This window comes from Yersinia aleksiciae, from assembly GCF_001047675.1.
Classification (GTDB): Bacteria; Pseudomonadota; Gammaproteobacteria; order Enterobacterales; family Enterobacteriaceae; genus Yersinia; species Yersinia aleksiciae.
Genome location: NZ_CP011975.1, coordinates 3,142,324 through 3,166,539, shown reverse-complemented (window position 1 = coordinate 3,166,539; position 24,216 = coordinate 3,142,324). Strand labels below are relative to the sequence as shown.

Genomic DNA, 24,216 nt, shown 5'->3' with positions numbered 1-24,216 from the left:
GGCCATTCATAAATATTAGAAATGGGAAAAACAGAAATGCTTAAAATAGCGATTGGTGGGCAGCTTAATAAAAATGAAATACAAGAGTGTTTAGTCAAATACGGTGCAGGGAAAGTCTCGTCTGAAATATTTACCGACATGGACGCCGCCATGAAAGTAAAAAATGGCAGTTTCGACTATTACGTTGGGGCCTGTCAAAGCGGCGCTGGGGGCGCACTGGCCATGGCCTATGCCCTGATTGGCCGCGACAAATGTGCCACCATCGCCAATGCCCTGACTCAGCCCTCAGAGGCTAATGTCAGCCAATTGATTGAGCAAGGTAAAAAAGCATTTGGGTTTACCAATGATCGTGTTGAAAACTCAGTAAAAGCGTTGTGCGCCGTTTTATTGGCCGACAAATAATCCATAAATAATAAACAAATTAGCTTGGGGCCTGCTGGTCCCGATAGGGGAGTGATATGGAATCATTTAATTTCATCAAGATTATTCTTTTTTCGCTAATGGGCGGTTATGCCACCTTTCTTGCCAATAAGTCCATTGCGGTTTACCACGATGGATTACGGCCTATTATGCCGGAGTTTATGAACGGCAATATGAGCCGAAAAGAGCTGGCAGGGATCTCTTTTGCTATCAGCATTGGTTTTATTACCGGTTTTGCCATGCCGATCACTTTGGCGACCGGGGTTATTGTTATTCATATCGTGTTATTGACCGCTGATATTATTGGGGTGTCACTGAATAATACTAAGTTGGCGGTATTAATTGGTGCTGTTTATGGCGCACTGGTCACCATTGCTCTGGATGGGCTGATTAAAGGCTTCACCTATCTGCCGGTTAATTTCCTTGATGCGCTGGCATCCGTGGGTGATCCGATAATCTATGCTTTTGTGGCCTTCCCTGCCATTGCTGTAGGTTATCAGTTCGGTAAGAAAGCGGGCTTAATTACCATCATTATCGCCTTCTTGGCCAGGGTGGTGGTTGAACGTATTAACCCAGTCACCATTGCCGGTAATGAAGTCGCACTTAGCCCTGAAGGCATTGCAATGCTGTTCGGCATGATTTGCCTGCTGTTTTTCGCATCTCGTGATAAACGCCACGGCGAGGAGATGGAGCACAGCCTGTTTGACGATAATATTAAGCGCATTCGGAAAAACGCCATTTACCTGCTGCCAATGGCAGCGTTGATCGCCATTACCGCGCACTATCACTGGATCGCCGGTGAACCCATCGCTGCGGCACTGCTCGGTAAAGGGCAAATTACCTCTGCGGCTATCGTGGCAATCGTGCAAGCCCTTGCCTTTATGCCGCTGATTATTACCACCGCGATGATAAGTGGCGTTTATGGTACTAACGGCTGGTGTGACTGGTTCCTCGGATTGGGCTATCTGGCACCGAATCCAGTGGTTGCAGGCATCCTCGGTGCCAGTGCCATGGGGGTCGAGATCACCAGCCTGAGCCGAATCGGCAAGGTGATGAACCGCTTCCCCTCATTGAAAATGTCCGGTGACAATATCCGTACCGCCATGACGCAAATTCTGGAAATTGCGCTGTTGGTCGGTGGGGTAAATGCGGCAAATCAGATCTGGCCAGGCACCGGTATTTTCCTGGTTGTCAGCTTATATATCCTCAATGAAATTTGTGGGCGTCCGGTAATGAAGCTGGCCGCAGGCCCGATTGCGGCGATTATCGTCGGGATCTTAGCGAATGTTTTTGCAGTTCTTGGATTGCACGTCGTCGCCTAACCTCTAATGACCCGCTAGCAATTAATGAAGAAAGACCCGCGAACTCCAGTTTGCGGGTTTTTTTTCATTCGGATCTTGAAACAGGAAAATGAAAGGCGCATAATTATTGTTATGATATAACATAACAATTGGAGCTTCTATGAAACCTGGCATTCATCCAAACTATCGGACCGTGGTCTTCCACGATACCAGTGCAGATACCTATTTCACTGTAGGTTCAACCATTGCCACCACACGCACGATTGAACGTGATGGTCAGACCTATCCTTATGTCACGTTGGATATCTCTTCGGCTTCGCATCCGTATTACACCGGTAAACAGAAAGAGTTCTCCAAAGAGGGCAGCACCGCCCGTTTCCAACAGCGTTTCGGCAGTTTCTTGACCAAAAAAGCCAGCTAATTCTGAGAGTTAATCATGCAAGTATTGAGTTCATTACGTTCAGCAAAAAATCGTCATCCAGATTGCAAAATCGTCCGTCGCCGTGGTCGGGTGTATGTGATTTGTAAAAGTAATCCTCGTTTTAAAGCGGTTCAAGGCGGAACCCATAAGAAGCGTTAACAATGAGTTCGGTATCACCTGTAGTGAAAAGCCCAGTTGCTGCCCAACGGGGCTTTTTTTTCGCTGACGATAAACCTGTCATAAAGGGATTGCGGGCTCAACCTCCGCTAACAATCAGAGGTTGAGCACTATTTACGGCAACTCTGTTTTTTGCAGCAGTTATTTCATGCTACCTACAATTATTTCATGCTACCTACAATGGCATCGACATTGTGTTTGAAAGCTTCGGCGTAAGTCGCTGCCGGGCCGCCAACGGGAGACAATGCTTCTGGGTAGAGTTCGCCCCCAGCTTTAGCACCACTGGCTGCGGCAATCTGTTTGACCAAACGTGGATCCGTCTGATTCTCAATAAAATAGGCTTTTATTTTCTCTTGCTTGATTTGGTTAATCAACGCCGCCACACCACTAGCACTGGCTTCAGACTCAGTTGAAAAACCGACTGGCGACAAGAATTTAACCCCATATTCCTGGCTAAAATAACCGAAAGCATCATGGCTGGTCAGGACTTTGCGCTGCCCTGCAGGGATCGCGGCAAACTGCGCTTTGGCATAGGCATCCAGTTTTTCCAATTGCTGGATATATTCCCCACCCCGCTTGCGGAAATAATCCGCATCTTCCGGATCAGCGACAATCAATGCATTCATCACGTTGTTAGCATATTTAATGCCATTCGCCATGCTGTTCCATGCATGGGGATCAGTCACCATCTTACCTTCCTCATCCATTTTACGGGTATCCACTCCGGTAGAGGCAATAACGACTTGCCCTTTATAACCAGAGGCGCTGATCAGCCGCTCCAACCACCCTTCCAGCCCTAACCCACTGACAAACACCACATCTGCTTTGGACAACTGTTTGCTATTTTTCGGCGTGGGTTCGAAGCCATGGGGATCACCATTCGGCCCGACTAAGGTAATCACATTGACATGATCACCTCCCACCTGCTGAACGATGTCACCCAAAATAGAAAAACTGGCAACCGCTTCAACGGTTTTTGCCATCGCTACTGGGCTTGACAGCAGGGCAGCCACCGCCAAACTAATTGATAAACGCTTCATTTAACTCTCCTTTATTAAACAGGCACTGCTTAACGGCGCGCGGTGACTAAAACGCCACCACGCGTTCCAAATAAGATAGATAAAAAGAAAATCAGGCTGGCGCTAAGGACAATCGCCGGACCGGCAGGCAACGAGGCGTAATAGGACCACAGCAAGCCAACGAGGCTGGCAACCATGCCGATCACCATGGCGATACCCAGTGTATGGGGCAAATTTTTAGCCCAAAAGCGGGCGCTGGCGGCAGGTAACATCATCAGCCCGACCGACATCAGAGTGCCGAGGATCTGAAAGCCCGCCACCAGGTTGAGCACCACTAACGACAAAAACAGCGCGTGCACTACCATCAACCAGCGGCCCATGCTGACTCGCAGAAAGACAGGATCGAAAGATTCGACTACCAGCGCACGATAAATAGCCGCTAACGCCAGCATCGAGCATGTGGTGATGACACCCACCATAGTCATGGCGTGGGTATCAACCGCCAAAATAGAGCCGAATAACACATGGAGCAGGTCCATGCTGGAACCTCGGAGTGAGACCAACGTCACCCCTAACGCCAGCGAACCCAGATAGAAGCCGGCAAAGCTGGCATCTTCTTTTAATAGTGTTCGTCGGCTGACCCACCCCGACATCACAGCAACCGCCAATCCGGCAATAAAACCACCAACCCCCATCGCAACCAGTGACATCCCAGAAATCAAGTAACCCACCGCCGCCCCCGGTAATACCGCGTGAGACAAAGCATCACCCACTAAACTCATTCGTCGTAATAATAAGAAAACGCCTAAAGGGGCAGAACTGAGCGAAAGCGCCAGACAAGCCACCAATGCCCGCCGCATAAAGCCAAAATCCATAAAAGGATCAACGAGTAAATGGACCAATGTCATAAGTTGATCATCCTCAGGCGTTCGGGCTGTTGTTGCGCAGAGGCAAGCGCGCAAGACGCGCTGTGTGAACGATGCAATTCGGCTAAAACCAGATCCGATTGCTGCCAACAGTAGTCCTGCGGGGTTAGCCACAATGCGTCGGGGAAGTGCTCAGCGACCATCGACATATCGTGCAAGACCGCAATAATGGTTCGGCCCTCATGGTGTAGCTGGTGAATAACGTCGAGGAGAAGCCGCACCGTTTGGCTGTCAATACCGGTAAAAGGCTCATCCAACAAAATCAGCTGTGCTTGCTGCACCCAAAGGCGAGCAAACAACACTCTTTGCAACTGACCGCCGGAAAGCTCACCTACAGGCTGGCGCGCCATATCCTGCATACCGACCATATTAAGTGCCTGTTTTATTCGTTGGCGTGATTGATTATTTATCCCGCCGAGTAGCCCACTTTGCGGCCAACATCCCATCGCGACCACATCCTGAACCGCGATCGGGAACTGTTTATCCAATTCGGCCTGTTGGGGAAGGTAGGCCATTTGGGGGACTTGCCCTCCAGTAAAGGCTACTTGCCCGGTCACTACTGGTTGTAAGCCCGCCAGTGTTTTAAGCAACGTGGATTTACCCGCCCCATTTGCACCAATAATGGCAGTGAGGGAGCCTGCGGAAAAACAGCCATCAATGGGCGGCGTCAGTGGATTTCGATCATATCCGATTTCAATTTTTCTCAAATTTATCATGGAAGTACATTCGCCCAATAAATAGCACACCACAGCAATAGGCAAAGTAAGGCGACCCCAGTAATGCGCTGAAATGAAGAAAGTGAGAACAGCGTCCAGGTAGGAAACGAATTCAGCTGAGCTAGCAAAGAATGTTTATTCATATCAGAGAGAGATAGATGGCTTTAATGATATATTATAACATCACATGTAAGCACTAAATTCAAGAAAACATCACCGGCGAATCAGTATCAAAGGTAACAAGTCTTAACGGCGTGACTCGAACAGCACAACTCGTAGGCGGAAATAGACCTTCCGCTGGCGGAAAAGCAGCAGGTATTTACATCATTAGTTACAGTAAATTAAACTTTCTTTACTCATACTTCACTGGTGATGGCGGGCGGGGTTTTGGTACTCTAGTACCAAAATAACTCGGTAGCGTCCTCAAATCGATAACTAGTACAATAGAAAACAGGCAATGCAGCGGCCCCTCCTCTTGATCAAACCCGTAGCGCATTATAAATTAATAGAGTTTTGTTAAACTAATCGTGAGTAATAACCCTAAATATGAGAAATCCTCGTTAAGGGTTGTTATTTTATTGCAAAATTGCGTTATTGAAAGTTCATGGCTCAAATAACCTTACGACCTGTTAACTAACCGTATTGGTTGAAAACTGCATTAAGTTTGGTTTTTTGCACTTGAATCATACGGGTTGCGACAGAAACACAATGTCATCGCATTTTTTGCGACAATGGTCATACAATAATGAATTAATGTTACCATCATAAGCGGACAATTAATGAACAATGAAATAGCTGGCGACTTCACCTCAGAGTGTTACCCAGTTTCATTACTGAAGCACATTATCAACAATAATATCCGTGAAATTGAAGGAAGTTTAGTTTCCGGCTTAATGTATTATTCGGAAAATGCCAGGTACACCATTGGCTCATTAGAAATCCTTGATATTTCTCAGTTGAAAGAGAACTACTATTCAATGAGTTACTGCTATCAGTGGCATATCTTTAACCCCTGTCTGGATATCAACACTGAAGAGTCACTAACAAATGCTGTAACATTTATTGTACATCCGGAAAAAATCGTCTTTGATATAATTAACAACGATCGACCTTCAACTGCTGACGAATTGTAAGATTAAGTAATAAAGTTGCGCGGTGAACGAAGAAATGATTTATATTCATAGCAAGGCAAGCTTATTTAGGTTAACGGTAAGCTTCTGCGTTTATATGATTATCAATCTACTCACATTGTGTTATCAACACCGAATTAAGACTTTACGGAGGGGATGATATGGATGAGTACTCGCCTAAGCGGCATGATATTGCCCAACTGAAGTTTCTCTGTGAGAGTTTGTATGATGAAGGTATTGCTACGCTTGGTGATAGCCATCATGGTTGGGTCAATGACCCCACAGCAGCCGTCAATCTGCAACTCAATGATTTGATCGAGCATATAGCTTCATTTGTGATGAGTTTTAAAATAAAATACCCGGACGACGGCGACCTTTCAGAGTTAGTGGAAGAATATTTAGACGATACATATACTCTGTTTAGTAGTTACGGGATCAATGATCCTGAATTGTGTCGCTGGCAAAAAACCAAAGAGCGTTTATTCAGACTTTTCTCAGGAGAATACATCTGTACCCTGATGAAAACTTAAGGGATAGTTTCCCTATATTAATTTGTATATCGAGAAGAAAAATCACCATGACAAAAACTGACTATCTGATGCGTTTAAGAAAGTGTACGACTATTGATACGCTAGAACGTGTAATTGAAAAAAATAAGTACGAGCTTTCCGATGATGAGCTGGAATTATTTTACTCTGCCGCAGATCATCGTCTGGCTGAACTCACAATGAATAAGCTTTATGATAAAATTCCACCTACAGTTTGGCAGCATGTGAAATAGTCCGCTTAACGCTGGTTAAGGCACAACAACGTTGAGCCGATATCCGCTATCGGCTTCAATGCACCTGGTGATATGTACGTGTGTTAATTTGAGATAAATTTCTTAGCTAAAACGACGGTATTGAAGGCAAACTTTAATCCCGTAACACTGCGTACCAACGCTTAGGTGAAATTCTGTGATTTATCAGGATTATGTAGAAGTGTTTAAGTAAAAATGATTTAGCACTCTATTTATTAAAATTTTGTCTGACCGCTAATAGTTTCAAGACATTATTAATCCTGTGTCAGATTGAATTCGTAAATAGAAAGTTCAGACCAATGAGATATGAGAAAAATCTTATTATTCTGTTCAATACTCAGCCTGTTTTGCAATGTCTGACAAATAGAATGGGAAGGTTTAAAGCAGAACACTATCGGGAGGCAAGAGACTTCGGATCAGCAGACAAACTCAACGTAATAAAACATTTATCTATCAGAAATGGTGGAGGCCCTGCCAGCTACATCCCGGCACACACCTCGCCTGCTGCGGCTGCTTCCTTCCGGACCTGACCGAGTTCACAAGTTAGTGTTGCGGGAGAACCAACAGGACCTCCATTGACGTTAACGGCTCCTTGTACTCTGGAGCGGTGGGCATTATCGAACATGCCCCGCCAAATAGCAAGGCTACACAAGCTAACCGGTGGTTTATTGCACACTCGCACTCAGGTTAGCGTTTAATCTATTTTCCCCGAGCAAAAAAATAATCGACGATGTTATTTATATCGTGCGACGCTATCCTCTATACAAATAATCGAAACGTAAGAGGATGCCGTGACATCATCAGGAGCCGACCCCAAAAATCAGGATGAACCTACGACGACGGAATATCAGGATGAGCTTGATAGCCCACCGATAATGGACAGTTTTCGTCAGCGAGTATTTCAGGTTGTGGCCGCCATCCCCTACGGGCAGGTCACGACTTATGGTGATATTGCCCGGCTGATTGGTTCCCCTCGAGCAGCACGGCAAGTCGGTGGCGTTCTGAAGCGTTTACCGGAAGGATCTGCATTACCTTGGCATCGGGTTATTAATCGCCATGGTGAAATATCATTAATTGGTGATGATTATCTGAGACAGAAAAAGGCGTTATTAGCAGAAGGCATTGAAATAGATGTCACGGGTATAATTGATTTACAGCAGTATCGTTGGCAATACCGTTAATGCAAGCGCCACAGCATAGCGGTTATGCTGTGGCCGCTCGAAAGACAGTTACTGTATGGTCTCAGCACCTGATATTGCCGCCGCACCTGATGTTTTCATCGGTGCAGTCTCTATCGCGACAGAGGTCACAGGAACCAACAGCAAATTAGCCTGAGTACCGGCACCACGGTTTATCACTTCCTGAATGGTATCAGTAATAAACATTAGCTGACCGTTATGGGTGATAGCCGCACTCACGATAATACGCGCATTTGGCTGGATATCTGATGGGTTAAACGGCAAAACAAAGGTAAATGGTGCTTGTTTACCCTCGGTGCGAATCGCTTTTTGAGCAATAACCCGTGATGGTGCATCTGCCAGTGAGGCATCCGACAGCGTCACCGTAACAACGGCATCTGGTGGTAGCGCAATGCGCTCGCGGATGTTCACTGTCCCTTGCACCGCAGGCTGCGCAATAGGTGCGGCTGCAGCTGTCACCCCTGCTGGGGCTGGGACTGGCACATCAGCGCCTTGGTGAGCACACCCGGCCAGACTGACCACTAACACTGCCCCACCCGCTACCCGCCAAAATTTCATTGATTGCCAAGGTTTCATAGGTCGCACTCCTTCTTATTATTAAGATGCTGACTATTCATAGAATAGGCACGCGTTTAATAAGTGGCTTCAACCACCTAGCTCGCTAATTATAGCACAATCTGCTGAGACTTTTCGTTTACCCCAAGATTCAGCCATTTATCAGACGATTCCTTATAAGATGATCATTATCACAACAGAGGTCACAGCAATATATTGACGCCCCCCCAACAGATTCAGCACACTGTAGGTGAACTCAACAATCAAGGGCCACAACATGAGCCAGCCATTAGCAAAACTGCTCGATCTACTCCATCTGGAAAAAATTGAAGAAGGGATCTTTCGTGGCCAAAGTGAAGATCTTGGCTTGCGCCAGGTATTTGGCGGGCAGGTCGTCGGCCAGGCTATCTATGCCGCGAAACAAACTGTTCCCATAGATCGGATCGTCCACTCATTTCACAGCTATTTTTTGCGCCCAGGGGATAGCAGTAAACCGATTATCTATGACGTCGAAACGCTACGTGATGGCACCAGTTTTAGCGCCCGCAGGATCAGTGCCATTCAGAATGGTAAACCTATCTTCTACATGACGGCGTCGTTCCAGAGTCAGGAGGAGGGATTTGAGCACCAAAACACCATGCCAGAGGTCCCCTCGCCGGATGGCTTGATGTCAGAAACTGACATTGCCCGTAAGTTTGCCCATTTGATCCCCGAAAAAGTGCGGGAGAAGTTTATTGGCAACCAACCCATTGAAATGCGCCCAGTGAAATTCCACAACCCACTGCAAGGCTCGGTAGAGGAACCAAATCGCTATGTCTGGTTCCGCGCCAATGGTGAAATACCCGATGACTTGCGGGTTCACCAATATTTACTGGGTTATGCTTCTGACTTCAATTTCCTGCCAACCGCCTTGCAGCCGCACGGGATTGGCTTCCTTGAGCCGGGAGTGCAAATTGCCACGATAGATCATTCGATGTGGTTCCACCGGCCATTCCGTCTGGATGACTGGTTGCTGTATGCCGTAGAAAGTACGTCAGCTTCAGGAGCGCGGGGCTTTGTTCGTGGGCAGATCTACAACCAACAGGGCGTGTTAGTTGCCTCGACAGTGCAGGAGGGTGTGATCCGTTTACATCGGTGATCCCACTGCAAGCCTTACCTCCATACTCACAATAAAACAGGGGCGATAGAAAAATCGCCCCTGCTGCTTATCATCATTATTATTTGTTTTCTAACATCTCAACCTGTCTTGAGCCACTGAACTTCTTACATATCTTGCTTATTGATAAGCTAACTTATTGGTTGTAAGCATTTTCGCCATGGCTGTTAACATCCAGACCTTCGCGTTCTTGCTCTTCTGGTACCCGCAGACCGACAACCAGATCGGCAATTTTGAAGGCAACGAAGGCCACAACACCAGACCAGACCAAACACACACCGACGCTGAACAACTGTACGCCAACCTGATGGCCCATGGTGACGCCAGCCGCGTAACCTGTGCCACCCAGTGAAGCAGAGGTGAAGACGCCCGTCAGGATACAACCGATAATCCCGCACACACCGTGGACACCGAACACGTCACAAGTATCATCCACTCGCAGCCATTTTTTCAGCAGTACCACACCCCACAGGCCAGCCACACCACCCACCAGACCGATAATCAATGCGCCGCCCACACCTACTGTACCTGCCGCTGGTGTAATCGCAACCAGACCTGCGATACAACCGGAGCACGCCCCCAGTAAGGAAGGTTTGCCACGTAAAATCCACTCAGCAAAGACCCAAGAAAGAATGGCACCTGCTGTTGCGACCACGGTATTCAAGAAGGCAAGTGCGGCAATTTCGTTAGCGGCACTGGCCGAACCCGCGTTGAAGCCAAACCAGCCGATATACAGAATCGCAGTACCGGTAAATACCATCGGTAAGTTGTGTGGTTTGAACGCTTCTTTGCCAAAGCCAGCACGTTTACCCAGTAAGTAAGCACCTACTAAACCTGCTATAGCGGCGTTAATATGCACCACGGTACCACCCGCAAAGTCCAGCGCGCCGTCCATTGCCAGGAAGCCGCCGCCCCATACCATGTGCGCCATTGGCAGGTAGGAGAAGGTGAACCACAGCACAGCGAAGATTAATACCGCCGAGAAACGTATACGTTCTGCGAATGAACCCACCACCAGTGCGACAGTGATACAGGCGAATGAAGCCTGGAACACCACATGGATGTATTGGTAGAAAGTGCCACTCAAGCTCGTCAGGCCAATACCTTTCAGCATTGCCATATCGAAGCTACCGAAGAAGGCATTACCCGTACCGAAGGCCAGGCTATAACCGTAGAGAATCCACAGAACGCAGATAAGCGCAAAGGTCACGGTGACCTGAGTCATCATTGATAATACGTTTTTGGAACGCAGCAGGCCGCCGTAGAACAGGGCAATACCGGGCACGGTCATAAACAACACCAACGCGGTGCAAATCATCATAAAAGCATTATCAGCTTTGTCAGCTACGGCCGGTACAGCAGCCATTGCCAAAGAGGGCAGCATCGCTACCGAACTCAGGCCCAACACGGATAAAAGTTTTTTCATCATCAACCCATCCCTATTCACTAAATTTGAGCCTGCAAATTACAGTGCTGCTTCGTCTGTTTCGCCGGTACGGATGCGAATAACACGTTGCAATTCAGCAACGAAAATTTTGCCATCACCAATTTTGCCGGTATAGGCTGCCTTACTGATCACATCAATCACTTCATCTAATTGATCATCGGCAATCGCGATATCAATTTTCACTTTAGGTAAGAAATTGACGCTGTATTCAGCTCCACGATAGAGTTCGGCGTGTCCTTTCTGGCGACCAAATCCTTTTACTTCGGTTACGGTCAGCCCCTGAATACCCACAGAGGACAAGGCTTCACGCACATCCTCCAGCTTAAATGGTTTGATCACCACGGTAACCAGCTTCATATTTGCCCCTTCTCGAATTAGGTCGAATTTATGTCTGCCACAAAATCCTGTCTTCCACGAAACAGATAAAGCAAAGGCTATGCCATAAATAAAGATAGCGGAGATTTAGTATAAAAATGGCGAGCAGAGGGCCGTTGAGGTAGCCAAGCCCGTGCCTACAGGGCTGAACCGATAGCATTGAGTGTTTTTTGTGCACCAAATTAGTGCGATGCGCGTCACAGAAGTGCACCTCCGCATTGATGGGCTTTGGTGTTGCAAGATTATGGTGCGGTATGCCCACCTTCGTTCAAGTTGTCGGTGCAATGGAGGGGTTATTCGGTGGAGGGATAGAACGAGGAAGCAGCACTGGAAGTGATGCGAGGCCACTTGGCCTCGCTGATTACCCCTTAATTCACCGCAGTTTCCACTTGGTCAATGGCCGCTAAATCTTCACTAACCAATTGCAACTGGTACATTTGATAATAGCGCCCGTGGGCCGCAAGCAGCTCTTGATGCTTACCTTGCTCAACTGCCACACCACGGTGCAACACCAAGATGGTATCCGCATCGACAATGGTTGAGAGGCGGTGAGCAATCACCACCAAAGTGGTATTTTTGCGGATAAGCTGCAATGCCCGCTGAATCGACTGTTCAGTGCCAGAGTCAATATTGGCAGTCGCTTCATCCAAAATCAGGATTTGCGGCGCTTGTACCAATACCCGCGCCATCGCCAACAGCTGTTTCTGCCCGACAGACAAGGTATTGCCCTGCTCCCCAAGCATACTGTGCAACCCATCAGGCAATGCATGGACTAATGGTGCCAGTTGTACGGTTTCCAGCGCTTCCCAAACTTGCTGCTCACTGATATCACGGCCTAAGGTCACATTAGCAAAGAAAGAGTCGGCCAATACCACCGGATCTTGTTGCACCATCGCCACCCCTTGGCGCAAGGTCTGATGGGATAGCGCTGACAGCGGTCGGCCATCAAGTAAAATCTCCCCTTGCTGCACCGGATAGTAGCCCATCAGCAGATTAGCCAGCGTGCTTTTGCCACTGCCGGTATGCCCGACCAAGGCAATAAATCCACGCGACGGCACATCAAGAGAGATATTTTGCAACACCATTTTATCGTGACGGTAAGCAAAGCTGACATTTTTCACCTGAATACGTCCACTGGTCAGTGGGCGGTCATCAGTACCATAGCCTTGCTGAGCGCGATCCATCAGATCGAAAATACGCTCTCCTGCCACCACCGCTTGTTGCAGGATCGATTGCTGGGATGTCAGCTCAATCAAGGGCTCATTTAAGCGCCCCAGATAGTTAATGAATGCATACAGCACCCCTACTCCGACGGAACCTTCTGGACTGAAACCGAAAAGCAGCAACAAACCGCATAACACCATAGCAGAGAACAGACTCAGCAGCGGGCGTAACAGAAAACCTTCCAAGCGCAACGTTTGCATCCGTGCCATATAATGCGCGCGGCTGGCTGACTCCATCCGTTCCCCGAAGCGCCCTTGCTGGCGAAACTGCTGAATGACGCCCATACCATTGATCACTTCATTAAAACCGTCGTTGATGTCGGCCAGATAAGCCCGAACCCGCCGTACCACCGGAGTGCTATAGCGCTGATAAATCGCCATAACCACCAATACCGCAGGGAAGATACAGATTGAGATCAGCGCCATGCGCCAATCCAAACTGAACATCGCCACCAGCATCGCGCCGATTAATGCAGCACTTTTTAGCACCGTAGACACCACCATCACATATAAATCTTTGATGACTTCAGTGTCATTGGTTACGCGGGAGATCAATTGCCCTACCGGCTGGGTATCAAACGCACTGAGTGGCTGGCGCAAAGCGGCATCCATCACTTCAATACGCAATCGTTGAACCACGCCGACCGCTGCACGGTTAAACAGCAATGCCTGAAAATAGTGCAACGACGCGGCCAGTAATTGCAGCAGCAGATACGCCAATGCCAGCCCGCCCACCAAACCGAGCGGCAAGGTGCCTTTCGCCACCACATGGTCAATAAAATAGCTGATCAACAGTGGGCCACTGACTTCGGCGGCAGCGGCAACCCAGAGCATCAAGACCGCCAGCCCTAATGGTTTTCGATAGGGAGAACCATAGGAGAGCAGGCGTTTTAGTGTTGGCCAAAGTTGCTGAGGTTTACTCATCGATTTTGGCCTCCGGCTCACCATCATCTAATGCAGCTTCCAGTTGTTGATAGCGGTACATCTCGCGATACCAACCCGATTGATTGACCAATAAATTATGTGTGCCGCGCTGCATCACACCGCCATGTTGCATCACCAGAATTTCGCTGGCTTCCGTCAAAGCGGAGAGGCGATGAGCGCTGATAATCACAGTACGATGTTCACCCCAGAGGCGAAGGTTTTTTAAGATTTCATGCTCGGTCTGACCATCAACCGCAGAAAGTGCATCATCAAGAATCAGAATTTCTGTCTCCAGCAGCAGCGCTCTGGCAATAGAAATGCGCTGTTTCTGTCCGCCGGACAGCATCACGCCGCGCTCACCCACTTCAGTGCCATAACCCTGAGGAAGGCGTAAAATATCTTCATGCACACTGGCTAAACGAGCGGCCCGCTCAATCTGCTCCTGAGTGGCATCGGGTTTACCTAGCGCGATATTGCCCGCCACGGTGTCAGAGAAGAGGAATGGCGTCTGACTGACCACGGATAAGCGCCCGCGCCAGTCATGCAAACGAATATCCGACAGCGCATGCCCCTGATAACTGATAGCGCCATCATCAATATCAAATTGCCGCTGAATTAATGCCAGCAAGGTGCTTTTACCAGACCCCGTCGGCCCACATAGCCCCAACATCTGCCCCGGTGCTAACTTCAGCGCAACATCATGTAATGCGGGCTGTTCTGCCCCCGGATAATAGAAATGGCGAATATTTACCGCTAATGTGCCGCGCTCGTTAGATAATTCGATCTCGCCATCTTTCACCACAGGCGCTTCTTCCAACAAACTGCGGATACGGCTATAGGCCGCACTGCCGCGTTCGACGATATTGAACATCCACGCCAACGCCAGCATCGGCCAGATCATTAATCCCAGATACATCACAAAGCTGGTCAACTGCCCCAAGGTAATACTGTGATTGACCACCATCCAGCTACCACCGCCGATGGCTAATAAATTAGCAATACCGATAGCAATATAAATTGTCGGATCAAAACGGGCATCAATACGCGCGACATACATGTTCTTCGCTCCCGCTTCAGCGGCAACCTGCGCAAATTGCTGTGATTGATTATCCTCCAGGCCAAAAGCTTTAATCATGCGGATGCTGGTCAGACTTTCTTGCGCCTGATTATTGAGGCTAGAAAATGCGCCCTGCGCCGATTTAAAACGCTGGTGCAATTGGTCGCCATAATATTTGATCACTATCGCCATCACTGGCATCGGTAGCAGTGACAGCAATGTTAATTGCCAGCTGATTTGGGTGCTCATCACAATCAGCACTGCACAACCCATCACCAGCGAATCCACTAGCGTCAACACGCCCTCACCGGCGGCAAAAACCACGCGGTCGACATCATTGGTGGCGCGCGCCATTAAATCACCAGTGCGGTGACGTAAATAGAATCCGGGGGCCTGACGGCTGAGTTGGCGATAGAAGTTCGATCGCAACTCCACCGCCAATTGATAGGATGCACCGAAGAGTAAAACGCGCCAGACATAGCGCAGCAGATAGACCACGATTGCCGTCACCAACATCACCCCGATCCACACCAGTAGCATGTCGGTTGACATCTGTTTTGTACTGATGCCATCCACAATCACCCCGACCAGCTTTGGCGGCAATAATTGCAGGATGGCAATAATGATCAGCAGCAACACCGCGCCCACATAGCGACGCCACTCTCGGCGGAAATACCAGCCTAATTGTGCAAACAATCTCACGCAGTTTTATTCCATGGTCTGACACCGAATAGCATCGGTATTCTTCTTGCTATACGCAATCAATGAGGGAGTAGGATACCATCGTTAAAATGGCTTTTTATTCAAAAAAACTTTTTTACTCAGGAACAGGTAACATAGTCGTATATTTGATTTTTTCCATCGCAAAGCTCGATGTCACATCAATCAGCCCCGGTACGCCATTCACCATGCGTTTGTAAAAATTGTCGTAACTTTTCATATCGGCAACCTCTACCTGCATCAGATAGTCATATTCACCCGCCATTCGATAGAACGCCAGCACCTCAGGCATTTTCTTGGTGAATTCGACGAATGCCTGATACCAATCGCTATTATGCTGCTGCGTTTTGATCAGCACAAATGCCGTCAGTCCTAAGCCCAGCTTTTCACTGTCCAGCAACGCGACTCGTCCACGGATAAACCCCTCATCCTCAAGGCGCTTTAGCCGTTTCCAACATGGCGTGGAGGTCAAATTGACGGCCTCAGCCAAGACTTGCAGTGATTGAGTGCAATCTTTTTGCAACATACAGAGCAGCTTACGGTCTGTTTTATCTAGCATAACCATTATCCATGGAATAATTTTCTATCATTTGGCGATAAAGAAGGAAAGATGGCAACGTTTTTTTCTTTGATAACCGATAATATAGCAATCATTAGATTACTATTTATATCGCAGGCCACTAAATGACCAACACTTGGGTAAAAAATGCTATCAGTGAAATAGAAGCGGATTTTCAACGCTCCGCTGATACCCACCTGATCCGCCTAAATCTGCCTGCTTTTCCCGGTATCTTTCTCTATTTGAAAGATGAGAGCACCCATCCTACCGGTAGTTTAAAGCACCGCTTGGCCCGCTCACTGTTCCTCTATGGCTTATGTAATGGCTGGATCACCGAAGGCACCACGATAATTGAAGCCTCCTCCGGTAGCACCGCGGTATCCGAAGCCTATTTTGCTCGCCTGATTGGCTTGCCTTTTATTGCCGTCATGCCAAGTTGCACCGCGCGGCGAAAAGTTGAACAAATCGCTTTCTACGGTGGTCGCTGCCATTTTGTTGACCACGCAGGGCAAATCTATGCGGCATCGGAGCAATTGGCCCGTGAGTTGAATGGCCACTATATGGATCAGTTCACTTTTGCGGAGCGCGCGACCGACTGGCGCGGCAATAATAATATTGCTGATAGTATCTTCCGCCAGATGGCCCGCGAACCCTTCCCTGTCCCTGACTATATTGTGATGAGCGCTGGCACCGGTGGCACATCAGCTACCTTAGGCCGCTATATCCGCTATCAAGGGCATGATACCCAACTGATGGTTGTTGATCCGGAAAACTCGGTATTTTATGACTGTTTCTGCAACCGTGATCGCACAGTCACCGGCAGTTGTGGGAGCCGCATTGAAGGCATAGGCCGCCCACGGGCTGAACCTTCATTTATTCCAGAGGTAATCGACAGCATGTTGCGCGTACCGGATGCCGCCAGTGTGGCAACCATCCATTGGCTGGAGGGCATTCTGGGGCGCAAAGTGGGCGCATCGACGGGAACTAACGTCTGGGGAGCATTACAACTAGCCAAACAGATGCGCGAGCAGGGAAAAACAGGCGCAATTGTGACATTACTCTGTGACAGTGGTGAGCGCTATCTTGATACCTATTACGACGCCCAGTGGGTGAGCACGAACATTGGCGATTTAACCCCATTCCGCAATGAGCTAAATAACCTGTAACTTGTCGTTCAAGGGGGCTTGAACTGCCCCCTTTAGGAAGAAAAAAACCGGATATTTATCCGGCTGGCTAATAACTATACCCAAAGCCATTGATGTTGGAGCATCAGAACTCAGGGTATGAACCTCAGAATTCGGGGGAATAGGTGAGGTATGGTGAACTTAGCCAATGTTGCAAATAGTGCGCGACGCCTTGCTGCTCGCAGCGACCAATAACCTGTAAATGAGGTAATTCTTGCTTCAATTGCGGTAGTGCATTTCCCATCACCAACCCGCGCCCCACCCGTGACAGCATCTCTTTATCATTCATTGCATCACCAAATGCCATGCAATCTGTCAGGGTCAAATCAAGGTGATGGCTTAATCGTTCCAAAGCGGCCCCTTTGTTGCAGCCACGGGGTAACACTTCAAGACAATCAACGGCTGAGAAACAAAAATCAGCTTTGCCGCCCATCTGCTGTTCGAGCTGAGTTTTAAGCTCGGTCAGCTCTTGATGCGAGGCGATAAAGCAAATTTTGTGATTGCCAGTCAGCGGTAATGTGTCCAGCGCGGTGAGTTGGAACTGGAATCCACTGGTTTTATGGGCCGTTAACAGCGCAGCATCATTACAATCGGTAAACCAGCCGTCATCGCGGAATAAGTGGATACTGGCATTTGTCTGCCAAGGTGTTCGCAGCACAAACTCCACCAGCTCAGCGGGTAAATCCATACCATATAAGGGAGTCCCATCCAGATCAGCTACCCGCGTACCATTGCCGGTAATCAAGTAACCGTTAATGCCTGAATGAGCAAGAATCCCTTTCATATCAATATAGTGCCGACCCGTCGCAAACGTCAGGATCATCCCGCTCTCCACTAACTGATGCAACGCATTCAATGTCGCACCACCAATTTTATGGTCGCGCATCAGTAAGGTTCCATCCATATCAAAAGCAGCTAAACGGTACATTCAAAACCTCACTGAAAGTAAAACTGGTGGTATGAATAAAATTATGGCGTACTATTTACGGAACTAATAGTGAACAAATAGTTTAAACTATTCCGGATTTAATTATGCGCATTATTCACCGACTCACTCAATACCAGCGGTTGTATCAGAAATTCGGCGATCAACCCGCCGCCACTACGGTCGGTGAACTGGCAGGTTTGCTATTTTGTAGCGAACGACATGCCCGTACCCTAATCCAGCAACTACAGTCGAATGAATGGCTCAGTTGGCATTCACAAGTGGGCCGAGGGAAGCGTGCGCAGCTACAATGTCTGGAAAGCCCCGATACACTGCGGGCATCCTACCTAAAATTGTTCCTTGAGCAAGGTGACCATCAGGCGGCACTCGACTTGGCCCAGTTGGAGCCGGAACACCTACAAGCCTTACTGAACCCTCATATGGGGGGGCAATGGCAAGCAGATAGCCCAATCCTGCGTATCCCTTATTACCGTGAGCTTGAACCCTTAAATCCAATGATCGTCACTGGTCGGGCAGAGCAACATTTGATTTATACTCTGCACGCAGGACTGACCCGCTTTAACACCGGTGATCCACAGCCAAAGCCGGATCTGGCCCATCACTGGCAAATCAGTGACGATGGCTTAACCTGGCAATTCTTCTTGCGCAGCCAATTACGTTGGCATAACGGCGAGCACATTCGCGGAGAACAATTATTGCAAACGCTGGCGCTGTTGCAGGAAAATCCCCGCAGTCAACCCAGTTTTGCCAATATTTCAGCGATCACCCTCCCCCATGCTTTATGCCTAAAATTTACCCTTTCCCAACCTGATTACTGGCTGGCACATCGGTTAGCAGACTTACCCTGTCGACTATTTCACCCAGACGATCCACTGCTGGGGGCAGGCCCGTTTAAGTTGGCGACCTTCGACCAGCGTTTGATACGCCTGGAGCAACACGAGTTTTACCATTTACAGCACCCTTATCTGGAGATCATCGAATACTGGATAAACCCAAGTCTTGTGATGCAATCTGCTGATGGCAGTGACCAGCACCCAGTACGTATCACCATCGGTCAGGAAGAGGATTTTCCGTTGGCCCGCCCTGTCCAGCGCAGCATGAGTCTCGGTTTTTGCTATTTGGCGATTAACCGGCACCTCAGTAACATGACACCGCAGCAAATCGCCAAATTACTGATGCTCGTACAAACTTCCGGCATCTTGGAAGAGCTGTCAGTTCGTCGCGGAGTGATAACCCCTAGCCATGAAATGCTGCCAGGTTGGCCAATTCCGCAGTTTACGTCTGATGATAATCCCCCATTACCCGCACATCTGATACTGACTTATCAACCGCCAGTGGAACTTAAGAGTGTCGCCGAACAGTTAAAAACAGTATTGGCGGCGCAGGGTTGCACATTAGAGATCCGAGCCAGCCACGATAAGCGGTGGAAAGGCACTCATCAAATTGAAAGTGCAGACTTATTATTAGCTGACCATCTGGTTGGCGAATCACCGGAAGCCACCATGGAGAGCTGGCTCCGACTTGATCCCCTGTGGCGCGGTATTCTCTCTCCTGAGCAATTAATTCAGCAGCAAGAAACACTGACCGATATTCAGCAAATTGAACTGGCACCAGAACGTTTTCACCAATTACAGACATATTACAATGATTTGATGCTGTCTGGCTTGATTCTGCCGCTATTCAACTACCAATATCAGGTCAATGCCCCACCACGAATTAACGGTGTAATACTGACCGCTTATGGCTGGTTCGACTTCAGCCAAGCATGGTTACCCCCTGCGACGACTTGATCACCAACTACAATCCGGTCAACAACAGCAATCTGATCAACAACAGCAATCCGATCCACAACAAACTGATCACCAAACACGGGTTGCTACCTTTTAGCGTGCGAACTGAGTACCATACGGCCAGTTCTTAATTTTTGCTGCGGGTTTGCTCTTGCAAAACCACAGCCGTACGAGGTCAGAGTATGAAACGTGCCGTAGTTGTTTTTAGTGGTGGACAAGACTCCACAACCTGCTTAATTCAGGCATTGCAGCAATATGACGAAGTCCACTGCATTACGTTCGATTATGGACAACGCCACCGCGCAGAGATAGACATTGCTCGCGAGCTTGCCACGCAACTTGGCGCTAAAGCACACAAGGTATTGGATGTAGGTATGCTCAACGAACTAGCCGTCAGCAGCCTGACTCGAGACAGTATTCCTGTGCCAACTTATAACGAAGAAGATGCTGATACCCTTCCTAGTACCTTTGTCCCTGGCCGTAATATTCTCTTCCTGACATTGGCTGCTATCTATGCTTATCAAGTGCAAGCTCAAGTGGTTATCACTGGTGTCTGTGAGACCGACTTCTCCGGCTACCCTGATTGCCGCGATGAGTTCGTTAAGGCACTTAATCACGCCATCGATTTAGGTATTGGCCGAGATATTGCTTTCATCACCCCACTGATGTGGCTGGATAAAGCCGAAACATGGGCGTTGGCGGATTATTATCAGCAACTCGAACGTGTCCGTAAGGATACCCTCACCTGCTATAACGGAATTAAAGGTGATGGCTGTGGTGATTGTGCCGCCTGCCACTTACGCGCCAAAGGACTGGAGTTCTATCTCGCCAATAAACCTAAAGTCCTGTTGAGCCTGAAACAGAAAACTGGGCTGGTTTGACTATCTCATCGCCCTGCAACTACCCACACTGAACATTACCCTGCTCTAAGTTATAGCCTCGCTCTATCGGAGCGAGGAATTTACCTCAATCAGTAGTGGATCAATCTCCCCCTCAAAGGTCTCGGTTGACAAATTCTTGCAACTTTTCACGTAGTTCACCTTCAATCGGCAACGCTTTCTGGCTACGCAGATCAATACAAACGAAGGTCAATTCAGCATCCGCGACGGGTATAGACTCAGGCTCCAGCGAAACAATCTGTTTCATCACGCCACTTTTACCGTTTAGCCTTAATAGCTGGCTATCAATACGCAATAGGTCACCCAATACGGCTGGCCGACGGTAGCTAATATTGATATTCACCACGATAAAAGCAATTTGGTTCTCTGCCATCCATTGGGCTGCGGGCTCTCCGTCCAGCCATTCCCAGCGCGCTTCTTCGAGAAACTCTAAATAACGGGCATTATTAACATGTTGAAAAACATCAATATGGAAACCCCTGACTTTAATATGTGTATGCATGACGGCGAGCTTCTCCAGACAGTGATAAAAGTTATAAGGTAACCAGCACAACTGGTATGACCTCAAAGCAAGATTAGCAGAGGAAAAAAACCTTATAGCGTGCTTACTATATAATCTGGATCAACATCACAGTTTTCCCTTACAGCTGCAGCTTACATTATGAGATGTTGGCAGTTGTTTGTGCGACGAAAGGGTCAGACAAATACTTACCTGTACTCGCCTGACACCTGAATCTACTCGCGACAAACCAAGGTTACATTTTAAGCTTGGTGCTATTGCGCTCTAAAAACGAGGGGCCAATACCGGGAACTTCAAGCAGTTGTTCCACATCAGTGAAAGGACCAAACTGCTCACGATAAGCAATAATAGCTTCCGCCTTCTTCTTACCAATCCCACTTAGTTGCTGCGCTAGTTGCTCTGCATTAGCACTGTTAATATTGACTTGGCCTTGTGGGCTATCCGATGGATTGCCAGCAGACGCCATGGCACTAACCTGCTCGTTCTTCTTCTCAGCCGCTTTTATCTTCACATTGTCTGCGTTGATCGGGCTCTGCTTCGCGACATCACCGGGCTGGTTGAGCGCTTTATCCAACGGGGCATTGGTGGAGCTTACCGGTGCTGCGTAAGCTATCTGCGAGAGATTAATACTGGCCAATAATGCAGTTATAACGAATAATTTTCCTATAGATTTCATGCTGTATCCTCCTTGTGTTTGACAGCATGGCTACCTTGCCGCAACCGCTTGTTAATCGCAAAGGGCAGATTTCAGATATGCGAAAGGTCGCCAAAGCGACCTTTCGTTGTTACATCGAGTTGCAAATGAATGCGAGAGCTATTGCGGTTATTACTGCGGCTGCTGTTGCTCCGCAGGACCCATTTTGATGGTAGCCTGTTTGTGCAGGTTCGCCATCAGTGCATCAAAGGTCACACCGCTAGACCCTTCCTGCATTTTAGCCATGAAGGTCTTCATTTCGCCTTCAGGTAATTTACCCGGAGTCACCGACAGCAGTTCGATCAGCACGATATTGTCCTGACGATCCTGTGACAAGCCATAGACTGACTGATCTTTTTGCGGATGAGGCAATGTAAAGATCGTCTGCACTAATTGGTCATCATCTGGCGCTCGTGACAAGGTTTTCTTCTCACCAAAGCTGATACCAGCGGCTTTCATGGCTTCTTCACCTTTGCCCTGTTTCAGCGCAGTCAGGATCTTCTCACCATCAACACGTGCCAGCTGTTCTGCTTTCTGACGTTTCACCAGTTCAGCGACCTGATCACGAACTTGATCAAATGGCTCAATGCCTTCTGGCTTATGACCATCAATACGGATAACAAAAGCGCGGTCGCCATCAACAGTGATGACATCTGAGTTACTGCCCGGTGCGCCGTTCTCACCGACCAAACTACCGTCAAAGATAGCCTGTGCCACTGGTTTGAAATTCACTTCAGCAGGTATTGAGTCGCGGGTAAACCAATCCGTTTGCTTAGCTTTAGCGCCAGCGGCTTCTTCAGCCGAAGCGAGGGATTCGTTATCGCTGGTTGCTGCTTCGCTCACTTTTTGCTGCAACGCGTAATAGGCGTCAACTGCTTTTTCCTGCTTAACCTGTTTCGCCAGCGCATCATGCACTTCTGACAGCGGTTTAACTTGTTCTGGCTTAATGTCGTTTAAGCGAACAATCAGATAGCCAACAGAGGATTTGACCACATCAGATAACTGACCTTTTTCACTCAACTTAGCTTGTTTCAGCTCATCAGCCGTGGTTTCTGGCTCCAACCAACCCAGATCTCCCCCATTCTTGCGAGAGATGATATCGGTAGATTTCTCTTTTGCCATTGCGGCAAAATCAGCCCCTTTTTTCAGCTCATCCAGTGCTGCTTTGGCTTCAGCTTCAGTCTTGAACTGAATAACACTGTAGTTACGGCGTTCTGGTTGGGTATAGCTGCTTTTATGCTGATCGTAATACGCAGCGATATCTTCTTCAGTGACAGTAGTTTTGTCCTGCATTGCTGCGGCATCCATCGCAATGAAACTGATTTTCATCTGTTCCGGTGCAATGAAGCTATTTTTGTTCTGGTCGTAATAGGCTTTCAGCTCTTCATCAGTGACTTTTTGCTGCGCCTGAAGTGCTTTGAGGTCAATCGTTGCCAGACGAACTTCACGTTGCTGCAAAATCAACTCTGACATTGCCTGTGCTTCGATAGGCAGAACAAAGCCAGTATCACCAAAGGCTTGTAGCAATTGTTGGTTAATGAGCTGCTGACGCTGCAATTGCGCGAATTGATCGGGGGTGTAGCCCATCCGGTTAACCAGCTCGAGATATTTATTATTATCGAACTTATTATCAGTCTGGAAATAAGGTGCCTGACGAATAGCCTCTTTAACTTGTTCATCGCTGGCAGTCAGACCCAGCTTTTTGGCGTACTGGTCAAGTAGCATGTTGTTGACCAACTGGCCGAGAACCTGCTGGCGCAGTTGCAGCATGTAGCCTTCGTTAGCGGCCAGCGCGGAGAACTGTTCACCTAGTTGCTGCTGCAAGCGGCCACGCTCACTCTGTACAGCCTGTTCTAACTGAGCACGACTAATCTCTTGGCCATTAACTTTGGCTGCAAAGTCGTTGGAACCACCAATCAGATAGCTGCCAACCCCGGTCAGGATAAAGGACAACATGATCAGGGCCAGAAGGATTTTGAGCACGACGTTATTAGCAGCCGCGCGTAAATTGTCCATCATAATGTGACAATACTCCGCTGTAATATGGATTAAAACTGTT

General features: G+C 48.3%; 25 protein-coding genes and 1 other RNA gene. 12 read left to right on the top strand and 14 right to left on the bottom strand.

Annotated elements, in window-relative coordinates; translation table 11 throughout:
* Positions 1–36 precede the first annotated feature (36 nt).
* From ACZ76_RS14145 to ykgO, 4 genes are all read left to right on the top strand, one after another.
* The gene (locus ACZ76_RS14145; protein ID WP_048620308.1) at positions 37–402 is read left to right on the top strand and encodes a DUF2620 domain-containing protein; all 366 of its coding nucleotides are present in this window, start codon (positions 37–39) and stop codon (positions 400–402) included.
* A gap of 56 nt (positions 403–458) precedes the next feature.
* Entirely contained in the window at positions 459–1,742 is a 1,284-nt protein-coding gene (locus tag ACZ76_RS14140; RefSeq protein ID WP_048619493.1) for a YhfT family protein, read from the top strand.
* A 139-nt stretch (positions 1,743–1,881) separates the two neighbouring features.
* On the top strand, positions 1,882–2,142 hold the full coding sequence (locus ACZ76_RS14135) for a type B 50S ribosomal protein L31 (protein WP_048619491.1): 261 nt from the start codon (positions 1,882–1,884) through the stop codon (positions 2,140–2,142).
* A gap of 15 nt (positions 2,143–2,157) precedes the next feature.
* Complete coding sequence (gene ykgO / locus ACZ76_RS17980; RefSeq protein ID WP_002208618.1) at positions 2,158–2,301, top strand: type B 50S ribosomal protein L36; 144 nt, start codon at positions 2,158–2,160, stop codon at positions 2,299–2,301.
* 179 nt (positions 2,302–2,480) lie between these two features.
* On the opposite strand, the gene ACZ76_RS14130 is transcribed toward ykgO, so the two are convergent.
* From ACZ76_RS14130 to ACZ76_RS14120, 3 genes are read right to left on the bottom strand one after another with little or no spacing between them, the layout of a single operon-like run.
* On the bottom strand, positions 2,481–3,359 hold the full coding sequence (locus tag ACZ76_RS14130) for a metal ABC transporter substrate-binding protein (protein WP_048619490.1): 879 nt from the start codon (positions 3,357–3,359) through the stop codon (positions 2,481–2,483).
* 29 nt (positions 3,360–3,388) lie between these two features.
* Positions 3,389–4,246: a metal ABC transporter permease gene (locus tag ACZ76_RS14125; RefSeq protein ID WP_048619489.1), complete on the bottom strand. Its 858-nt coding sequence runs from the start codon at positions 4,244–4,246 to the stop codon at positions 3,389–3,391.
* Positions 4,243–4,980, bottom strand: coding sequence for a metal ABC transporter ATP-binding protein (locus tag ACZ76_RS14120; protein WP_048619488.1), 738 nt, complete (start codon positions 4,978–4,980; stop codon positions 4,243–4,245). The genes ACZ76_RS14125 and ACZ76_RS14120 overlap by 4 nt, the downstream gene beginning before the upstream one ends.
* Before the next feature lie 779 nt (positions 4,981–5,759).
* Between ACZ76_RS14120 and ACZ76_RS14115 the strand changes: the two genes are divergently transcribed.
* From ACZ76_RS14115 to ymoA, 3 genes are all read left to right on the top strand, one after another.
* The gene (locus ACZ76_RS14115; RefSeq protein ID WP_048619487.1) at positions 5,760–6,113 is read left to right on the top strand and encodes a hypothetical protein; all 354 of its coding nucleotides are present in this window, start codon (positions 5,760–5,762) and stop codon (positions 6,111–6,113) included.
* 158 nt (positions 6,114–6,271) lie between these two features.
* Entirely contained in the window at positions 6,272–6,640 is a 369-nt protein-coding gene (gene tomB, locus ACZ76_RS14110; protein ID WP_048619486.1) for an Hha toxicity modulator TomB, read from the top strand.
* Positions 6,641–6,687: 47 nt separating this feature from the next.
* Positions 6,688–6,891, top strand: coding sequence for an expression modulating protein YmoA (gene ymoA, locus ACZ76_RS14105; protein ID WP_002208622.1), 204 nt, complete (start codon positions 6,688–6,690; stop codon positions 6,889–6,891).
* Between the two features lie 487 nt (positions 6,892–7,378).
* Here the strand turns inward: ymoA and ffs are convergent.
* An RNA gene (gene ffs, locus ACZ76_RS18540) (signal recognition particle sRNA small type) lies at positions 7,379–7,475 on the bottom strand.
* Between the two features lie 309 nt (positions 7,476–7,784).
* Between ffs and ACZ76_RS14100 the strand changes: the two genes are divergently transcribed.
* Positions 7,785–8,090: an MGMT family protein gene (locus ACZ76_RS14100; RefSeq protein WP_048619485.1), complete on the top strand. Its 306-nt coding sequence runs from the start codon at positions 7,785–7,787 to the stop codon at positions 8,088–8,090.
* 48 nt (positions 8,091–8,138) lie between these two features.
* On the opposite strand, the gene ACZ76_RS14095 is transcribed toward ACZ76_RS14100, so the two are convergent.
* On the bottom strand, positions 8,139–8,684 hold the full coding sequence (locus tag ACZ76_RS14095) for a YbaY family lipoprotein (RefSeq protein WP_048619484.1): 546 nt from the start codon (positions 8,682–8,684) through the stop codon (positions 8,139–8,141).
* 256 nt (positions 8,685–8,940) lie between these two features.
* Here ACZ76_RS14095 and tesB point away from each other — a divergent pair, with 256 nt between their 5' ends.
* Positions 8,941–9,801, top strand: a complete 861-nt coding sequence (tesB, locus tag ACZ76_RS14090) for an acyl-CoA thioesterase II (protein WP_048619483.1) — start codon at positions 8,941–8,943, stop codon at positions 9,799–9,801.
* Positions 9,802–9,955: 154 nt separating this feature from the next.
* On the opposite strand, the gene amtB is transcribed toward tesB, so the two are convergent.
* The 5 genes from amtB to ACZ76_RS14065 all read right to left on the bottom strand — a co-directional run bounded on the left by amtB (position 9,956) and on the right by ACZ76_RS14065 (position 16,124).
* Positions 9,956–11,245, bottom strand: coding sequence for an ammonium transporter AmtB (gene amtB / locus ACZ76_RS14085; protein ID WP_048620307.1), 1,290 nt, complete (start codon positions 11,243–11,245; stop codon positions 9,956–9,958).
* 39 nt (positions 11,246–11,284) lie between these two features.
* On the bottom strand, positions 11,285–11,623 hold the full coding sequence (glnK, locus tag ACZ76_RS14080) for a P-II family nitrogen regulator (protein ID WP_002208627.1): 339 nt from the start codon (positions 11,621–11,623) through the stop codon (positions 11,285–11,287).
* Positions 11,624–12,009: 386 nt separating this feature from the next.
* Positions 12,010–13,788 (bottom strand): SmdB family multidrug efflux ABC transporter permease/ATP-binding protein, encoded by a 1,779-nt coding sequence (locus ACZ76_RS14075; RefSeq protein ID WP_048619482.1) that lies wholly within the window; start codon positions 13,786–13,788, stop codon positions 12,010–12,012.
* Positions 13,781–15,547 carry a SmdA family multidrug ABC transporter permease/ATP-binding protein gene (locus ACZ76_RS14070; protein WP_048619481.1) on the bottom strand — a complete coding sequence of 589 codons (1,767 nt, stop codon included), beginning with the start codon at positions 15,545–15,547 and terminating at the stop codon, positions 13,781–13,783. Before ACZ76_RS14070 ends, ACZ76_RS14075 begins: the two co-directional genes overlap by 8 nt.
* 115 nt (positions 15,548–15,662) lie before the next feature.
* Positions 15,663–16,124 (bottom strand): Lrp/AsnC family transcriptional regulator, encoded by a 462-nt coding sequence (locus ACZ76_RS14065; RefSeq protein WP_048619480.1) that lies wholly within the window; start codon positions 16,122–16,124, stop codon positions 15,663–15,665.
* 125 nt (positions 16,125–16,249) lie between these two features.
* On the opposite strand from ACZ76_RS14065, the gene ACZ76_RS14060 reads away from it, so the two are divergent.
* Positions 16,250–17,290, top strand: coding sequence for a PLP-dependent cysteine synthase family protein (locus ACZ76_RS14060; protein ID WP_048619479.1), 1,041 nt, complete (start codon positions 16,250–16,252; stop codon positions 17,288–17,290).
* Positions 17,291–17,414: 124 nt separating this feature from the next.
* On the opposite strand, the gene cof is transcribed toward ACZ76_RS14060, so the two are convergent.
* Positions 17,415–18,236 carry an HMP-PP phosphatase gene (gene cof / locus ACZ76_RS14055; protein ID WP_048619477.1) on the bottom strand — a complete coding sequence of 274 codons (822 nt, stop codon included), beginning with the start codon at positions 18,234–18,236 and terminating at the stop codon, positions 17,415–17,417.
* A 104-nt stretch (positions 18,237–18,340) separates the two neighbouring features.
* Here cof and ACZ76_RS14050 point away from each other — a divergent pair, with 104 nt between their 5' ends.
* Together ACZ76_RS14050 and queC are read left to right on the top strand one after the other, a co-directional pair.
* Positions 18,341–20,044 carry an SgrR family transcriptional regulator gene (locus tag ACZ76_RS14050; protein WP_048619475.1) on the top strand — a complete coding sequence of 568 codons (1,704 nt, stop codon included), beginning with the start codon at positions 18,341–18,343 and terminating at the stop codon, positions 20,042–20,044.
* A 182-nt stretch (positions 20,045–20,226) separates the two neighbouring features.
* Entirely contained in the window at positions 20,227–20,925 is a 699-nt protein-coding gene (gene queC / locus ACZ76_RS14045; RefSeq protein ID WP_048619474.1) for a 7-cyano-7-deazaguanine synthase QueC, read from the top strand.
* Between the two features lie 112 nt (positions 20,926–21,037).
* On the opposite strand, the gene ACZ76_RS14040 is transcribed toward queC, so the two are convergent.
* The 3 genes from ACZ76_RS14040 to ppiD all read right to left on the bottom strand — a co-directional run bounded on the left by ACZ76_RS14040 (position 21,038) and on the right by ppiD (position 24,176).
* A complete protein-coding gene (locus ACZ76_RS14040; protein WP_048619473.1) occupies positions 21,038–21,445 on the bottom strand; it encodes an acyl-CoA thioesterase in 408 nt (135 codons plus the stop codon).
* A gap of 253 nt (positions 21,446–21,698) precedes the next feature.
* Positions 21,699–22,139 carry a ComEA family DNA-binding protein gene (locus tag ACZ76_RS14035; protein WP_048619471.1) on the bottom strand — a complete coding sequence of 147 codons (441 nt, stop codon included), beginning with the start codon at positions 22,137–22,139 and terminating at the stop codon, positions 21,699–21,701.
* Between the two features lie 150 nt (positions 22,140–22,289).
* Positions 22,290–24,176, bottom strand: coding sequence for a peptidylprolyl isomerase (gene ppiD, locus ACZ76_RS14030; RefSeq protein ID WP_048619470.1), 1,887 nt, complete (start codon positions 24,174–24,176; stop codon positions 22,290–22,292).
* Positions 24,177–24,216 lie beyond the last annotated feature (40 nt).

What these genes read in the sequence shown, in the direction of transcription:
- ACZ76_RS14145 (WP_048620308.1), top strand. Translation starts at nt 37, where the DNA reads ATGCTTAAAATAGCGATTGGTGGGCAGCTTAATAAAAATGAAATACAA.
- ACZ76_RS14140 (WP_048619493.1), top strand. Translation starts at nt 459, where the DNA reads ATGGAATCATTTAATTTCATCAAGATTATTCTTTTTTCGCTAATGGGC.
- ACZ76_RS14135 (WP_048619491.1), top strand. Translation starts at nt 1,882, where the DNA reads ATGAAACCTGGCATTCATCCAAACTATCGGACCGTGGTCTTCCACGAT.
- ykgO (WP_002208618.1), top strand. Translation starts at nt 2,158, where the DNA reads ATGCAAGTATTGAGTTCATTACGTTCAGCAAAAAATCGTCATCCAGAT.
- ACZ76_RS14130 (WP_048619490.1), bottom strand. Translation starts at nt 3,359, where the DNA reads ATGAAGCGTTTATCAATTAGTTTGGCGGTGGCTGCCCTGCTGTCAAGC.
- ACZ76_RS14125 (WP_048619489.1), bottom strand. Translation starts at nt 4,246, where the DNA reads ATGACATTGGTCCATTTACTCGTTGATCCTTTTATGGATTTTGGCTTT.
- ACZ76_RS14120 (WP_048619488.1), bottom strand. Translation starts at nt 4,980, where the DNA reads ATGATAAATTTGAGAAAAATTGAAATCGGATATGATCGAAATCCACTG.
- ACZ76_RS14115 (WP_048619487.1), top strand. Translation starts at nt 5,760, where the DNA reads ATGAACAATGAAATAGCTGGCGACTTCACCTCAGAGTGTTACCCAGTT.
- tomB (WP_048619486.1), top strand. Translation starts at nt 6,272, where the DNA reads ATGGATGAGTACTCGCCTAAGCGGCATGATATTGCCCAACTGAAGTTT.
- ymoA (WP_002208622.1), top strand. Translation starts at nt 6,688, where the DNA reads ATGACAAAAACTGACTATCTGATGCGTTTAAGAAAGTGTACGACTATT.
- ACZ76_RS14100 (WP_048619485.1), top strand. Translation starts at nt 7,785, where the DNA reads ATGGACAGTTTTCGTCAGCGAGTATTTCAGGTTGTGGCCGCCATCCCC.
- ACZ76_RS14095 (WP_048619484.1), bottom strand. Translation starts at nt 8,684, where the DNA reads ATGAAACCTTGGCAATCAATGAAATTTTGGCGGGTAGCGGGTGGGGCA.
- tesB (WP_048619483.1), top strand. Translation starts at nt 8,941, where the DNA reads ATGAGCCAGCCATTAGCAAAACTGCTCGATCTACTCCATCTGGAAAAA.
- amtB (WP_048620307.1), bottom strand. Translation starts at nt 11,245, where the DNA reads ATGAAAAAACTTTTATCCGTGTTGGGCCTGAGTTCGGTAGCGATGCTG.
- glnK (WP_002208627.1), bottom strand. Translation starts at nt 11,623, where the DNA reads ATGAAGCTGGTTACCGTGGTGATCAAACCATTTAAGCTGGAGGATGTG.
- ACZ76_RS14075 (WP_048619482.1), bottom strand. Translation starts at nt 13,788, where the DNA reads ATGAGTAAACCTCAGCAACTTTGGCCAACACTAAAACGCCTGCTCTCC.
- ACZ76_RS14065 (WP_048619480.1), bottom strand. Translation starts at nt 16,124, where the DNA reads ATGCTAGATAAAACAGACCGTAAGCTGCTCTGTATGTTGCAAAAAGAT.
- ACZ76_RS14060 (WP_048619479.1), top strand. Translation starts at nt 16,250, where the DNA reads ATGACCAACACTTGGGTAAAAAATGCTATCAGTGAAATAGAAGCGGAT.
- cof (WP_048619477.1), bottom strand. Translation starts at nt 18,236, where the DNA reads ATGTACCGTTTAGCTGCTTTTGATATGGATGGAACCTTACTGATGCGC.
- ACZ76_RS14050 (WP_048619475.1), top strand. Translation starts at nt 18,341, where the DNA reads ATGCGCATTATTCACCGACTCACTCAATACCAGCGGTTGTATCAGAAA.
- queC (WP_048619474.1), top strand. Translation starts at nt 20,227, where the DNA reads ATGAAACGTGCCGTAGTTGTTTTTAGTGGTGGACAAGACTCCACAACC.
- ACZ76_RS14040 (WP_048619473.1), bottom strand. Translation starts at nt 21,445, where the DNA reads ATGCATACACATATTAAAGTCAGGGGTTTCCATATTGATGTTTTTCAA.
- ACZ76_RS14035 (WP_048619471.1), bottom strand. Translation starts at nt 22,139, where the DNA reads ATGAAATCTATAGGAAAATTATTCGTTATAACTGCATTATTGGCCAGT.
- ppiD (WP_048619470.1), bottom strand. Translation starts at nt 24,176, where the DNA reads ATGATGGACAATTTACGCGCGGCTGCTAATAACGTCGTGCTCAAAATC.